This is a genomic window from Lentimicrobium sp. S6, from assembly GCF_013166635.1.
Taxonomy (GTDB): domain Bacteria; phylum Bacteroidota; class Bacteroidia; order Bacteroidales; family UBA12170; genus UBA12170.
This window is the reverse complement of the sequence record NZ_JABKBZ010000096.1, coordinates 1-15,524: the sequence shown is the minus strand read 5'-3', so window position 1 is coordinate 15,524 and position 15,524 is coordinate 1. Positions and strand designations below refer to the sequence as shown.

Sequence of the window (15,524 nt, the reverse complement as noted above, 5' to 3'; positions counted from 1 at the left end):
ACAGCCCAAATATCCCAGGCGACTCATTAGCTAAATTATCAAGGTATTGTACTTATGAGAAAAGGAAAAATCGATTAAATTTTGAGCAACAAATTGAAAGAGCTTTTTGCTTAAGTTAACGCTAATGCCCTTGGGGTCGGGGCAAACCGAAAAAAGATATAATGGTATAATTAGATTTGTGCTCTATGATTTTTTCTTTCCCCGACCCCGAGGGGTGGAAAAAATAGCATTTGAGTAATTCTTGAGATTTCTCTTTATTTCTCCCACCACCCCTTGGGGATGGGGAAAGTGGGAGAACAGCTGGATTTAAATTTAATAGCCTTATTGCATACTATCTCGCAAAATGATTCCTTTTTTCGGCTCTCAGAGGGTAAAACTTTGGAGAATTGAGATTTTGGAGATGAGTGGGAAGCAGTCGGGTGGTTTGTAGAGGTGAATATGTAAAACATATTATTATTGATTTTTTTTCCCAAGCCCAAGGGGTGGAAAAAATCAGAGATTAAATAAATTTACAATCGCTTTACTTCGTAGGTCATAGCACCTTTATTTCCTAGGTTATCATAGAAACTGATAAACCTAAGCTTATAATAAAATCCATCTTTATCCTTGATGATAAAATTTTTATCTGGTACAATCGTATATAACCCATCATCAAAATTATAAAACTTCCAAGAGTAACCAATGATGTCAGCCTTGCTTCTGAATTCATACTTAGCGGTGTCGCTTAAAGTGATATCGAAGAAGTCATCTGCAGTCATGCAGGTATGCACACCATTAGGATTGCTTAAAACTCCAAGTACATTATAGGGGTATGGGTCTCCTTCGTTTGTGAATAGTAGAGTGGAATATCGTGAGAATTTCAAGGTCCAATCTTCTTTTGGAGGCTCTATTGGAAGTATTCCATTTTCGAAAGAAAGATGAACATAATTCAGATTCTCGTTCTTCTCAATCCTCTCTGTCTTCTCGTCAGAACCATCTAAATTAGCATAACGAATGATATAATTACCCTCCTCTATATCGAGGCTGAATTTCTTAAATCCTAGAGCGTTAAAATCTCCATCTACTCCTCTATCCAATACATATACCTGCTTTTTGGAAACTAGGTTTTCCCCATCTGTTTTATACCAAAACCCGATGGCAGTACTGTCTAAATTCCCGCTTGAAACATCATAATTCATTTCTAATCCTTCGGCAGATTCTACGGTATCAAAATTTGTGTCATAGGTATTGCCAGCAAGCATCATTAAAGCGGAATTGAGGATGACATGCATGGAGTCTTCTTTGCACTCAAAGGCTAAATCCCAAACCTTGATATTATTACTGGCTACTTCTTCAAATGTATTTAAATCAACAAATGCTTGGTAAGAATAGGTTTCACCAACGTTGGTTACCATGGTTTCCAAATCACTAGGCTCTGGAGCTGCTACTTTTTCATCTTCCTTAAAACAGGAGGATAAAAAAACAAGTATCCCAAAGAAGGCTAAGAAACTAATATATCTATGTGGTATTATCATTTGTCGTATTTGGTAAAGTTATACTTTAAACTTACAAAAACAGTTCTTCCCCAACCTACTAATGCAGAAGTTCCTCCACCAGAAGAACCATGACCTCCGCCACTCCCTGCTGCGCTATTCAATTGAATATTATCAAAGATATTCTTAACTCCGGTAGATATTCTTAAGGTGTTTCTATAGAACTTTTTGGAAATATTGATGTCTAAATTATGGTAATCATCCATATAGGATACGTTGATTTCTCCATTCGTTCCATAATTAGTATACACAGGATATTTACCAACATATTTATAATTAAAAGCAATATTTGCAGTATTTTGGAGGAAGTTAAAATCGAGATTGGCAGTAGCATCAGAGCTAAAATAAAAATCGCTTAATCCTGATGAATTATCTCTTCTCCCAGTTGCTGCATATGCCGCATCAAAATGAATATATTTAACTGGGGTAAAGCTAATACCAAAAGTTCCTCCAACGGATTCAAACTTATCAATGTTTTCGTTTCGATAATGCAAATCATTTGCCTCATCAACCTGAATAAGAGCTATTTTATTGAATATCTGGTTGTAATACAAAGTGAGTTTATATTCAAAAGGCTCCTCCTTTAGTAATACATGACCATTATAAGCTAGATTAAAATTGTGAGAATTCTCGGCTTTTAAATCAGGGTTTCCTTCTATTTGATGATTACTATCATAGAAAAACAGGTACAATTCCTTTAATGAAGGGGCCCTAAAACCTCTGGCATAAGATAACCTCAGACTATTTTTATCCCAAGAATACTTGAAATTTATAGAAGGAACCAAAGGTGCATCATATTTTGTATTATGTGCTATTCTTAATGCTGGTTGTATCATCAATTTAGCTGTGGCTTTCCACTTCAATATTAAGAAGGCAGCATAATCGGCCATTTTCTCATATTCATTAAATATCCGTTTTCCTTTTGCATCTTCCCAATTGATATCGAATCCCATTTGATATTCCAAAACATCACTGATTGTTCTTCTGTTATAGGTGCCTCGTGCAGTGATGGCGTTAAAAATAGAAGTATCTTGGTCTTCGGAATTAGGGCTTAATACTGTTTCTAATGTTCTTAAATCTTTAAAATATTTCTCTTTTGCTCTATCATAATAGGAATAAGAAAATAAAGTTTTGAAACTATTTAATTCCGATAATTGATAATCGCCTTGCAAGCTGCCTGTCAACCTATTGGTATAGTACCAAGTATCAGTTCCATTAATGTAATAAGGGGCTGATGGATTATTTCTATCCAAAAGTTTTTCTTTAAACCCATCTAATTTACCCTTTAAAATCAGGTCTTCGGTAGAATAGGAATAATGAGCTGAGGCATTATATTGTTCTTTTGGCTTCCACTCCATATATCGAGTATTGGGGTCTACAGAAAATCCCTGAAAGAAATTTCTGCCAAAAGTAGCACCTGCGGCATTTTTATCTTTCTTCCAATATATGTTTCCATTTGCATTATAAATACCTACTGATTCGTAATACAGATCTGCTCCTGCTTTTAAACTGGCATATTTATTCTCTTTGGTAATGATATTAATGACACCACCCAAAGCATTGCTCCCATAAATTACGGACATAGGTCCATTAACAATTTCCACATGATCTACTTCTGAAAGATTAATCTGACTCAAATCAACGCTTCCGTTCAATCTACCAATTACCGGCACTCCATCAACCAATATTTTAATGTTTTCGCCCGAAATTCCTTGGAGTTTCAAAGATGAACCAGTGGATGGATCATTATTAATCTGAATATTGGCTTGTTTACTGAGTAATTCAGTCAGATTAGTAGAAGCTGTTTGTTCTATCTCCTGCTTACCAATGAGCTTTATATTATAGATGGATTTATCAACGGAAATAGGTGAGTTTTGTCCAGTAACCACTACCTCATCAAAGTTAAAGGATTGGGTTTCGAGGGTATAGGAAATCTCATTTCGATAGGCAACTATAGTATCGATTATGGTTTTATAACCCATAAATGAAACACTAATAATGGCCTTTCCAGAGAAAGTGAATTTGGCTAAACCATCTCCATCAGTCACGAAATAATCTGCATTATTGGTTTCGAGATCGCGGATACAAACATGACAAAATGGAAGAGCTTCGCCTGTTTCACCATCGTTGGTTATTAGTTTTGATTCCTTTTGTTGCGCGAATGTAAATCCGATAACAAATGCTAAGACTATGGTTATTAGTTTGTGCTTCATATATATAAATGAGGCTGTTTAAAATCCTTTTTAAACAGCCTCAAAATAATAATCTTTTTATTGCTTAATAAATTTCTGGCTGGTCATTCCTTTATCAGTACTGATGCTAAGGTTATAAACTCCAGATTTTAATTCACTAATATTAATTTCTTCTTGATTGAAACCATGCTTAATTTCTTGATTATAAACCAACTTACCAGAGATATCATAAATAGCCACATCCATTGTAGTCTGCAGGTCAGTAACCAGGTGAAGTATTGTATTTGCAGGGTTAGGATATAATTGGAATAAGGCTACTCCTTCTAATTCATTCAAAAAAGTTCCATCAGTAATGTTTTTTTGTGTGAAAGAATATACACCATCAGAAGAACCTCCAAAGGCCGTAAAGTATAATTTCCAATAGGTAGAATCAGTAGCTGTTTCGTTCATCACCTTTGTGAAATAAACTCTTTGTTCTTCTACAGTATATGTAAACGAAGCCATATCAAACTCTTTCCAATCGCTACCAATTTCGCTTAAATTACTATTAAAATCTGTTTCCACATAATCCTCAAAATCTACCTGATTTACTTCGTCAATCTGCTGAACAGTTACATACTCCGAGTTAATTTGAACCCCAGAAACATAATAGGGAATGCTATAATCAAAATACTTAGTGAAAAGTAATTGCCAATCTGTGGAATTAGGCTCTCTATTTAAAAACTCATTATTGTCCATAGAATAATGAACATAATTCATGTCTTTATATTGGTCTGCTCCAAAATCTACTACTTGTTCGTCAGAACCATCCAAATTAGCAAACTTAAAACTCCAAGTATTTGCAGTGGAATTAGGGTTCGCTTCTACAATAGCTAATTTCTTATAATCTCCACCCACCGTTTTAATCACGAAAAGGCTATCCCCTTCGATGATATGTGTGGCCATGTTATATACTCCCCAACCTTGATCAAATGCATTTTCATAATCCATGTTTCTTAGAAATGCACCATCATATAGATCTTCAGTTGAATTATACATAGGAGCCCAGGTGCTTAAACCTGTAGTATCCAAACTAGCCCAATCTGCTATTGCACCATTAGGATAAGTATATACCTCAACACCATAGCCATTATTGGCCAAAATGCTCACATTGAAATTATCAGGAGCAAAAGCAATATCCCAATTGTTTCTAGGAGTGGTTACTACAGTTCCATTATTAAAACTATAATATACATCGTCAACATAAGAGGCTCCGGTTATAACCTCAACATTGGTTTGAGCCATGGTTGTGATGGCAAAAAGAGAAGCTAATAATACAGTAAAAATTTTATTCATAATATTTTATTTAGGTGATTGTAAAACTTTTTGATGCATTTGCTTTTAATAGGGACTGTAAAAATACAAAGTTCGTATGTATTGCAATTATTAAATAACGGAAAATTAACTTTCAATTATTTATCAAAGGCAAAAATAAACCAATATTTCGAGCACCTCAATACCTAATAGTTGGTATCTTAGAATTTACTTGTTTGATTTTAAATATTTCAAATAATAATAGAAGAAATGCAAATAATTGCTCGCTCATAACACATAAATCTTTAAGCTCTTAATAATGATTGCTCCTTAGTATTTTGCTAAAAAAGAAGCCAGATGAGAAGTCAGAACCTATTTATACTAATCGTGATATTGATTTTTGGACTGAATATTTATGGTCAAGAATCTGAACAAGTTGTAAGAAATGCAGAACAATCTATCAATAAGAAAATAGAGGAGGTTCACCAGTTAGCCTATGCGAGAGATATAAAAAAGGCCTATAAGAAGCTGGACGAAGTGAACTTAGAAATCAAAAATGAAATCACTCACGAGACTTTTAGCAAAAAATATAGAGATGCTAAGCTCCATAATCCAAACTATGATTTTCAATTAAGAGAGGATTTGCCATCTCAATTTAATATTAGTCGTTGGCAAGATTACCAAGCTAGGTGCGATCGAATAATGGCTGGACAGGGCCAAGTGGAAGAAGGAATGAAATCGGCAGTGCAATTGAATAAATTAGACCAAGCCCTTGCTTACGCTGAACAATTGAAAACCATTTACGAGACTTTTAAAAATGGAGCTGAGAATTTAGGTTCGGCAAACCTTTTAAAATTTGGCTATGACCTGAATGGAAATATGAACGATTTTATTGAAAATTATAAAAAAATTGAGCAAGCCAAATTGGAGGGAATTGAAATTGAAACTTTTCAAGTTGATTTTAATCGCATGCTTTCCAAAGCCCGTATAAACAAAGAGCTGTATAAAAGCTATCAGAGTGAAATCGCTGTATGTCAGGATGCTATAACCACTTTTCAATCCAGAATCAGATATATAAATGATTTAAAACAAGCGGCATCCTCTGGACCGCTGAAACCCATGTCCTTGGCAGATAGAGATTATACATGGGATTATAGCTATTTTCAAAAGGCCATTATACAAGCTTGCGATGAGATGGAAGTTTTCGAGATTAAATGTGCAAAGTTAAGAGGTAATATCGATGAGATAAAACTAGAAGCCAAAGAGGATTGGACTCAAATAGAACAGAACATAAGTGAAAGTGATGATGAGGCCAATAGAGCACTGATTTTGAGGGAGTTGGAAGATAGAAAAAGAGAGTTTGTGCAAATTGCAGAAGCAAAATATAAGGAAGCGTTTCAGATTTACTGTATTGACCAATCGGCAGGAGAAGAAACTACTACAAATCCTTTTGATGGTGCATCGGCAACAGGAAGCTCGAGCGTTAATACAGAAAGTGAGGGTGTGATAGAGGAAGAAGATGAGGTACATGATGATGTTGGAGAAGGAGATCATGTCATTCCAACAGAAAACACATCTACAGAAGAATATAGCAATCATGAGCAAAGTGGAAGCATGAGCGCGGAGACTATAATTCCTAGAAATGCAAAGCTCATTGGAATTATTGAAAACGATGGAAATGGGAATGGTGTTTATAAAGCCATTGAAGTAGGAAAATTAAATTCTGAGGATAAAATCATTTTCAAAAAGGTTTCAGGAGAGATGAAAAAAGTACAGATTATCTACAGAAGGGAAGGCGGTATTTGGGACACTAAATACGAAGGCAAAAGAACAGAGTTTACAGTTACAGAAATCATGGAGGGGATTTCTCCCAATGTGACTCATATTAACTTTGTGGTGAATGCTCAGCATAACTTCTGGAGAAATGGCAGTGTGCCTTGTAAAATGGAGGTTTATCATATTCAGATAGGTGGAGCAGCAAACCAAAGCTCGAGCAACAGCTCCACAGCTCAGGAGAATACCAATAACTCATCCAACTCGACTGGCTCATCAGCCTCTTCTAGTTCCTCTAGTTCTGGTAGTCAAAATAATCAATCTGGCGTTAGTGTTATACCAACAGAATCCTCAAATCAAAAACCAGCTAATGCCGATCTGAATAGGCAGTTCAAAGAAATGCTCAGCAAGGCATCTGAGGCTTTCAATAAAAAATATTGGGAGGATGATAATGGACAAAATTCGAGTAGAAATAACACTCAGAATACTTTAGCATTTTTGAGAACAGCTGACCGATTGAGTAAACAAGAACCCAATGCCATGGCTCAGTTAAGCATGGTGGAGCAATTGGCCAGTGCTTGCTCAAGATATGCCAAACGAGTATATGCCTACACAGATAAGGCCCAATTCACGGAATTAGGTGCTAGAGCGGTCAACCAAGCAGGTTCTAGAACCTCCTCAAAAGAAGCCTATGCGAAAGTGGCCAATGCATGGCGTAGCGTTCGCGATGGCGCTACCATTGGCGATCATCAATATAATAAAGGCTATTGTGATAAGCAATATTTGAAGTTTAAGGAATTGGCTGAGAGGTGATACAAGATTCATAGGTTTACAAAAAAAATGAGGAGCCCATAAACATGAACTCCTCTTCAAGTATTTACATTTCACACATCCAATAATCATGTAAATACTATTCTCTACTAATCAATTTAAAACCAATTCAATATTAGGTATTTGCAGTTTTTTACTTTATAATGAGCTGAGTCATTTTTAAATTTTGCTGTGTTTTTACAGATATTATATATACACCTGGGTTAAAATTACTGATGTCAATTTGTTCTTTAGTGCTAATTTCTTGTTCTAAAACAACTTTAGACTCTATATTTAGTATGCTAATGATAGCTGGTTTGTTGATATCAACATTTAAAAAGTTATTTGCAGGGTTTGGATAAAAGCTAAACTCTAGATTCTCTAATTCTTCAAAACCAACAGTTGAATGAAAATGAGCTACTAAGTTTGTATTGGCTTCAGGCATCACAAATGTTGTATATTGGTCTTCAGAAATAATATCTCCACTTTCATTGGTCCAATTATCAAAACTATAATATCCATCAGCCTCAGCAGAAATCTCAACTTCTTCGCCAATTAAATAGTTGCCATCACCAACAAGTATAGCTGAGTTTTCTGGAGTAGCACTTAAGCTAAGGGAGTAATACACTGGTGAATATTCGAAGTTTGCAATTAGTGAGATGTCATCTTCTCCAATGGTAATGTTTGTAATCGCATCACTTGAAATCTGATTTCCATCTTCATCGGTCCAGTTCAGGAAATTGTAGTTTGCATTAGCAATGGCTTCAATTTGAACATCACTACCAGAAATATGATTGCCAGCGCCTGTTAGTTGACCACCTTCTTCTGGAGAGGCTATCAAATATAGTGCAGTAGTTGAAAAAGCATATTGATGGTAAGGGCGAGCGTCTGGTGATATTTCGTGTAAAAGCATAATAGTCCATACATCAGAAAAATCCCAGTTATTAAAATTGCTTTCAATTGCAAAATCACTGGTATTAAGACCTATTGCCTCAGCTCCAGAATCCGGATTACCAATTCCTATTTCAGTACCCGTTGTTTCTATATCAAAATAACAATCATTTACAAATGCATAACTTACGCCTATAAGTCCACCAGCTGCATCCTGAGCATCTACTTGTCCTGTAGCGTAGGAGGAATATATCCCTGTTTCTGTATTCTCGCTCATCCAGCTTTGTCCAGCAAAACCTCCTATTATAATAGATCCAGTAATATTTCCTGCACTGAAACTATTCCTAATCACTCCATCTTCATTAATACCCACAAAGCCACCTGAATAATCGTATGTAGCGACAACATCACCAAGAGAATAGCAGGAGTTAATCGTTGAAAACCACCGATTTTGAGAAGCGAAACCTCCAAGGTAATCAGATCCAGATACATCAACATCTGCCCAACAATTAGTAATATGGCAATAATTATAATTGTCACCAACAAATCCTCCACCCCATTTATTTACTGATACTGTTCCCGTGGAATAAGAATCCGAAACTTCTACGTTAAGGAAAGTTAACCCTATTAAACCACCTCCATATTCTGTAGCTTCTATAGTTGCAGAGGTAAAACAATTCGCAATTTGACTACCTTCACTGGAATATCCGATTAAGCCACCAACATATCTGTACCCATTTACGGTGATGTTTTCTAAGCCTAAATTTTCAACTGTACCATTTATAGTTTGTCCAAAAAAACCAACATAGGGTTCGCTTGGTCTATTGATAGTGATATTGCTGATTACATAGCCTTGTCCATCAAATGTACCACTAAAAGGAATTTGTTGTCTTACTCCAAACTCTGTTGGGCTATCACCAATAGGAGAAAGACCCAAACCACCATTCCATGTTGCTGTTTCAGAAGCGTCAATATCTGCTTCCAACACCCAATTTTCATCCCAAGCATCTGGGTTTTCACTTAACCATTGAAGGTCGGCTAAGGTACTAATGCTTCCATCAGTTATATTTTTCCCTCTGTCTTGTGTATCTTGTGCAAATACAAAAGCTATGTTAAATAATACGGCTGTTAATAATAGTAAATTTTTCATCGTTCTATTTTTTAGAGTGTTTGATGTTTAGTTGATTAATAATCTTTTCGAACACTTTGTTCTGAAATTTCTTCCTTTCAATCATTCCCATGAGTTCTTTTTCTTCCTCATCGTAATGCTCTTCAGATTGTAAATCAGGTTCAATATTCTTTTTGTCAATTTTATTCTCCATGAATTCTTCCATATGTGAATTACTGTGGCAAAAGTGTTTTAAAAAATCTAATTATACTAAAATACCAGCTGAACAAAAACTACAAATACCATTTTATCACCTATACAAAAGCTATACAGAATATTTTATATCCTTGAAATACAATACTCTAGTAAAATCATATAAATTATCTACTGAACAACAAAAAATACCCTGCTGCACAATTAGGGATAATAAAATGATATGAGAATTAATTTAATGTACCTAGATATTATTAATAAGTGTTGTTAGATTGGTGGAGGAGGAGCTTATATTCAGCTTTTTTCTTAATCTATATCTAGCTACTTCTAAAGAACGGGGACTCTGTCCGGTAATTGAGGAGATTTCTTTTGTGGTCAGGTTTAATTTTAAGAACGCACATAAACGGATTTCATTGGAAGTGAGACCTGGGTATAAGTCCATTAATTTGGTATAAAAATCGGTATGCACTTGTTTAAACCTAATTTCGAACTCTTCCCAACTTTTATCTTGGGTATTGTTCTCAATTTCAAATGCAATATTTGCTATCTTCTTTTTAGCATCCTCGCTTTTAAGCTCTTTTCTAATTTTAATTAGCTTCTCGTTAATCTCGCTTAACATTTCATTCTTTTTCATTAAAGACATCACATTAGCAGCTAAATCTTTTTGTTGAGCATACAACTCATTCTCAAGTTTTTCATTTTTCAACTTCGATAAATGGGCATTAACGCGATACCTGAAAACAATAAATACCAACAATATAAGACCAATAATTAATGTCAGAATGATGATTCCGGAGATAAACTCTTTTCTTTGTTCATTCAACTTTCTTTCTTGTTCTTCTTTTTCAATCTGATATAGCATTTGAAGTTGAGATAAACGACTTAAGGATCTATTCCGATCCAAACTATCTTTTAATGCATACTGTAAACGGCCATAATGAAAAGCCATATCATAATCCTCAATACTAGAATAAAAGTCTAATAGATTACTTGCAGCATTATACGATAAGCTTTTCAACCCATTTTCATCAGCAATTTCGAGCGCATGTTTCATATTACTCAAGAACATGGCAGTGTCCTCAATTTGAAGAAAACTCCTTGCCCTAACAATATGAGTTAAAACCATATTTCTATTGCTAGGCTCCAGCTCATTTAATTGCATAGAAAGATTGGTATACTTAAATGCCGAATCCACTTCATTTAATTTCAGATAATATAATGCGATATTGCAATAGGCTACCCCTTCTCTAACTTTCTCACCCGTTTCTTGAAACAATCGACAACCTACATATAAATATTCAATAGCTTTTTCAGTTTCATCACGCATATTATAGACTGCCGATATATTCGTCAAGCCCTTTCCAAGACCCTTTTTATAATTAATCGATTTGCTTAAATCAATAGATTGTTGAAGATATTTCTCTGCCTCATCCAATTCTCCTTGCATATAATAATTGCCGCCAATCATACCAAGCACATCACAAATACCCTGCTTTTCCTGAAGCTCTTCAAAAATCTTTAAAGCCTCAAAACATAATTCGGCTGTCTTTTCATATTCACCAATTTCAACATAAATATTAGCCATTAGATAGATGGCTTGTGCATACTCGTTTGTATAATTCTTTTCTTTTGCTAAGTTTCTTGCCTCGATTACATAATCGAAAGCTTCTTTTATCCCCCCTTTTTTCTGATATATTTTTGCAATATGAATATTAGAAAGGATTTGACCTTTTATATCATTTCTCCTAGTAGATAATTCTATAGCATTATGTGCATAATCCAATGATTTTTGAAAATCATCAATCCCATATTCTGAAGATAGCTGAAGTAATAAATCCACTTGTAATTCATCATCAGGATTGACAATGATCATTCGTTCTAATGAATCTATCTCATTAGTATTTTGACCTATTGAAAATTTAAATACTAATATGCATATGATAAAAAATAAAAGGCCTCTATCCATATTACAAATGTAATATAATTGAATGGAAGAAATAATGAAGTTTGACCCTAATATTTTGAGTAAATTAAGAAAATAGGTTTATACATCAATAATCAAAATATGGCCTAATTTTGGAATTCAAATAATGCGTCCAATGCTTTCGAATGATTTACATGTGCTACAACATCCTTTATTATCCTACTGAAAGGCCCCTATAAATTTGGTTAATAATAGTAAAAATTACAAACTAGACAAATAAGTAATCAAATTCACCGAGGAATTAGAAAGCTCCGTCTTTTTCTAAAGTTTGGGTATCTGGCCAGTGATTTCTGCTGTTTCTCATGTCTTATTAGAATAAATCGTTTAGCTCCTCACCCTATTCGTCGATGAAATAGCCCTATTGGTCTATATTGTTTGCTGCTAGCACTTGACTCATGTAGTTTTGCCGCAAACTATAAATACCATGAACAGTAAGTATTTTCTTTTTCTTATCCTTATAGCTCTTTTTTCAGCTTGTTCTTCTCATAAGACCATCAGCACAAAATGGCAAGAGGAGGCTATAATTCCCATCTCTGATATTCCAAGAACCGCATATCAATACAGCACTGATGATAATTTATTCTATCTCTTTACTAATGATGATGAATTTCTATATGTAAACCTAAAAGTTGATGATCAGAATCTTCAGAAAAGGCTTTTAATGAGCGGCTTCACTATCTGGATAGACTCCTCCGCAAAGTCAGATAAGTATATGGGACTCAAATATCAAGTAGACCCCAATAAAATGCTTATGAAACCTGAGGAAATCGAGAAATACCTTCCTTTGGATGAAAATGGAAAGAAGATGAGTCTTGCTTCTTATATGCTAGAAAACATCATTCAAGAGCCCCTAGGTTTTATTATTCAAGAGGATGACATCAAATATGAATTTGTTCAAGACCAAGAAAAAAGTCTGAATTTACTGGTCACCATTCCCATAAAATATTTTTCAAACAACTCAAGCATAACACCTATCATTAGCTTAATTCTGGAGTCGAAAGCGCCAGTAAATATGGGTCAGAGACCACAAGGCGGAGGCCCTCAAATGGGAATGTTATCTGGTGGTGGAGGCGGCGGTGGTCACGGTGGAGGACAAGCTGGCGGAGGAGGCGGTCATGGCGGAGGTGGCAGACCTGGTGGAGAAGGACAGGCTGGCCCAATGCAAAATAAAACACTAAAAGACATCAAAATTGAAGTCAAAAAACTACAACTCACCAGCCATGAATAAAGTCTTAGCCCTATTTTTCCTATTATTTACCAGCCTTTTATCTTTTGCTCAGGATACCATTCTTGAGACTAATATCGATTCTTGGTTCTGTTGTGATTTAGATGCTGCTCTTGTTGATATGAGTGAGACCTATAATCTGAAATTCCATTATGATAAAGCAAAGTTGAAAGAAATAAGATTTACGGAACATCCTAGAAATAAACCACTGAAAGATGTACTAGATAATATTTGTAAATATAATAAACTGAAATACTTTGTGAATGATGACCAAACCATTTGGGTAGTAGACAAATGGTTTCAAAGAGGACAAGAAACAGTCTTTGAGACCAAGGTTTTTACTGGAGCTTCCACAAAAGAAAACTTCTCCATCGCCGGACAAGTGGTAGATGAGCTGAGTCATGAATCTTTGCCCTTTGTAAGTATTTCAGTGCAGGGAAATACTAAAGGAACCATCAGTAATGTGGATGGGAATTTCACATTGATCAATATCCCAACAGATACTTCTACTATTGTGTTTTCCTATATCGGCTACGAGAAAAAAGAGGTTTTTCTGAGTCCTAAGACCATCACATCAGATTTACTCATCACCTTAAAACAACAAGCTTTGGTTTTAAATGAGGTAAATGTAACTGCAGAAATACAAGATGTGATGCAGGTTTCCAAGCAACAAGCCGGAATCTATAAAATGTCGCCCATAAAATTACAAACCCTGCCCAATTTAGGAGAAAAAGACATTTTACGCTCTTTCCAATTGATGCCGGGTATTAGTGCTGCCAACGAAAATTCTTCAGGGCTTTATGTAAGAGGAGGAACCCCTGATCAAGTTCTGGTATTATATGATGGTTTCACCGTTTATAATGTGGAGCATATGTTTGGATTCTTTAGTGCTTTCAATAGCAATGCCATAAAAGATGTTCAGCTGTTTAAAGGTGGTTTCGATGCCAAATATGGTGGTCGATTAGCCAGTGTAGTTGAGATTACCGGAAAAGATGGAAACCAAAAAGGCTTCAATATAGCTGGTGATATCAGCATGATGTCTGGCAATGCGTTTATTGAATTTCCAGTAGGTAACAAAATCACCGCCACCCTTTCTGGAAGAAGAAGTTGGAAAAGTCCACTCTATGACAAACTATTTGAACAATATACAGATGTTGATGAAGGAGGACCACAAACAGGATTTAGACTAGGGGGAGGAACCCAACAAACCACCTCCTATTTCTACGATATGAATGCTAAAGTAACCTATAGCCCATCGGTGAAAGATAGAATCAGCTTCAGCTTTTATAATGGAAAAGATGAGCTAAGCAATGAATTAAATCCAGATGCAGGTGGAAGACCAGGTGGAGAAGAAGTGAGTATTGAATCTGTAGACGAAACCAGCTGGGGAAACACTGGAGCTTCCATCAACTGGTCACGACAATTTAGCGATCGTTTTTATATGAATGCTTTGGTTAGTTATTCCAACTATTTCAGTTTGAGAGATAAATCTAGCTCGGGTTCCATGATAAGTTCCGATGGAGAATCCACCAGTTTCACTAGAGGAATTACAGAGGATAATAATCTATTGGATTATACTTCCAAAATGGATTTTGAATACCAGCTTAACGAAAGCAACCATATTCAATTTGGTGCCCAAGTCACTCATAACGACATCGATTATACTTATGTAAATGCGGATACTTTAACCATAATCGATAGAAAGACCACTGGTCAAATCTACACCGGTTATTTACAAGATAAATTGAACCTATTCGATGGAAAGCTCATTATCACACCTGGTTTAAGATATAATTACTTCACCGGAACACAGAAGAACTATTTCGAGCCCAGATTGATTAGTGTGTATAACCTCAGTGACAAATGGAGAATAAAAGCCTCTTATGGTGATTATTATCAATTTGCAAGCAGAGTAATTCGAGAGGATGTTACTGGAGGAAGTCGCGACTTCTGGGTATTGGCCGATGACGATCAATTACCCGTTAGTTCATCTCGACAATATATTCTAGGTGCTGCCTATGAAACTCCCGATTATCTTTTCGATGTGGAAGCCTTTTATAAAGATATGGAAATATCACGGAATATTCTCTACGAGTGAGTACAGACCGCACTGGAATTGACTATTCTGAGAATTTCTTTACTGGATATGGAACAGCTCGTGGTATCGATGTTTTGGTTCAAAAGAAATACGGTAATTTCACAGGTTGGGTGGCCTATACTTGGTCACAGGTAATACATCACATTGATGAATATGGTGATTACGACTTTTATGCAGCCCATGATGTCACTCACGAGCTTAAATTAGTGGGAACTTATAAATGGAAGAAATGGGATTTTGGTGCTACTTGGATTTATGCAACTGGCCGCCCCTATACCCATTAGCGTTAACTTAAGCAAAAAGCTCTTTCAATTTGTTGCTCAAAATTTAATCGATTTTTCCTTTTCTCATAAGTACAATACCTTGATAATTTAGCTAATGAGTCGCCTGGGATATTTGGGCTGT

At 35.5% G+C, this 15,524-nt stretch carries 10 protein-coding genes; 4 read left to right on the top strand and 6 right to left on the bottom strand.

What is annotated here, in order from left to right:
- Positions 1-509 precede the first annotated feature (509 nt).
- The 3 genes from HNS40_RS20160 to HNS40_RS20150 are packed head-to-tail and all read right to left on the bottom strand — an operon-like array spanning position 510 to position 5,059.
- Complete coding sequence (locus HNS40_RS20160; RefSeq protein ID WP_172284342.1) at positions 510-1,514, bottom strand: HmuY family protein; 1,005 nt, start codon at positions 1,512-1,514, stop codon at positions 510-512.
- The gene (locus HNS40_RS20155; protein ID WP_172284340.1) at positions 1,511-3,745 is read right to left on the bottom strand and encodes a TonB-dependent receptor domain-containing protein; all 2,235 of its coding nucleotides are present in this window, start codon (positions 3,743-3,745) and stop codon (positions 1,511-1,513) included. Before HNS40_RS20155 ends, HNS40_RS20160 begins: the two co-directional genes overlap by 4 nt.
- Before the next feature lie 57 nt (positions 3,746-3,802).
- A complete protein-coding gene (locus tag HNS40_RS20150) occupies positions 3,803-5,059 on the bottom strand; it encodes a T9SS type A sorting domain-containing protein (RefSeq protein WP_172284337.1) in 1,257 nt (418 codons plus the stop codon).
- Between the two features lie 315 nt (positions 5,060-5,374).
- Between HNS40_RS20150 and HNS40_RS20145 the strand changes: the two genes are divergently transcribed.
- Positions 5,375-7,603 carry a hypothetical protein gene (locus HNS40_RS20145; RefSeq protein WP_172284334.1) on the top strand — a complete coding sequence of 743 codons (2,229 nt, stop codon included), beginning with the start codon at positions 5,375-5,377 and terminating at the stop codon, positions 7,601-7,603.
- Between the two features lie 151 nt (positions 7,604-7,754).
- Here HNS40_RS20145 and HNS40_RS20140 read toward each other — a convergent pair whose 3' ends face one another.
- From HNS40_RS20140 to HNS40_RS20130, 3 genes are all read right to left on the bottom strand, one after another.
- On the bottom strand, positions 7,755-9,641 hold the full coding sequence (locus HNS40_RS20140) for a GLUG motif-containing protein (protein ID WP_172284332.1): 1,887 nt from the start codon (positions 9,639-9,641) through the stop codon (positions 7,755-7,757).
- Between the two features lie 4 nt (positions 9,642-9,645).
- Complete coding sequence (locus HNS40_RS20135; RefSeq protein ID WP_172284329.1) at positions 9,646-9,825, bottom strand: hypothetical protein; 180 nt, start codon at positions 9,823-9,825, stop codon at positions 9,646-9,648.
- Positions 9,826-10,056: 231 nt separating this feature from the next.
- Positions 10,057-11,778 carry a tetratricopeptide repeat protein gene (locus tag HNS40_RS20130; RefSeq protein WP_172284327.1) on the bottom strand — a complete coding sequence of 574 codons (1,722 nt, stop codon included), beginning with the start codon at positions 11,776-11,778 and terminating at the stop codon, positions 10,057-10,059.
- A gap of 442 nt (positions 11,779-12,220) precedes the next feature.
- Between HNS40_RS20130 and HNS40_RS20125 the strand changes: the two genes are divergently transcribed.
- From HNS40_RS20125 to HNS40_RS20115, 3 genes are read left to right on the top strand one after another with little or no spacing between them, the layout of a single operon-like run.
- Complete coding sequence (locus HNS40_RS20125; RefSeq protein WP_172284302.1) at positions 12,221-13,024, top strand: hypothetical protein; 804 nt, start codon at positions 12,221-12,223, stop codon at positions 13,022-13,024.
- Positions 13,017-15,119, top strand: a complete 2,103-nt coding sequence (locus HNS40_RS20120; RefSeq protein WP_172284325.1) for a TonB-dependent receptor domain-containing protein — start codon at positions 13,017-13,019, stop codon at positions 15,117-15,119. The genes HNS40_RS20125 and HNS40_RS20120 overlap by 8 nt, the downstream gene beginning before the upstream one ends.
- Entirely contained in the window at positions 15,116-15,403 is a 288-nt protein-coding gene (locus HNS40_RS20115) for a hypothetical protein (protein WP_172284323.1), read from the top strand. Before HNS40_RS20120 ends, HNS40_RS20115 begins: the two co-directional genes overlap by 4 nt.
- Positions 15,404-15,524: the final 121 nt, after the last annotated feature.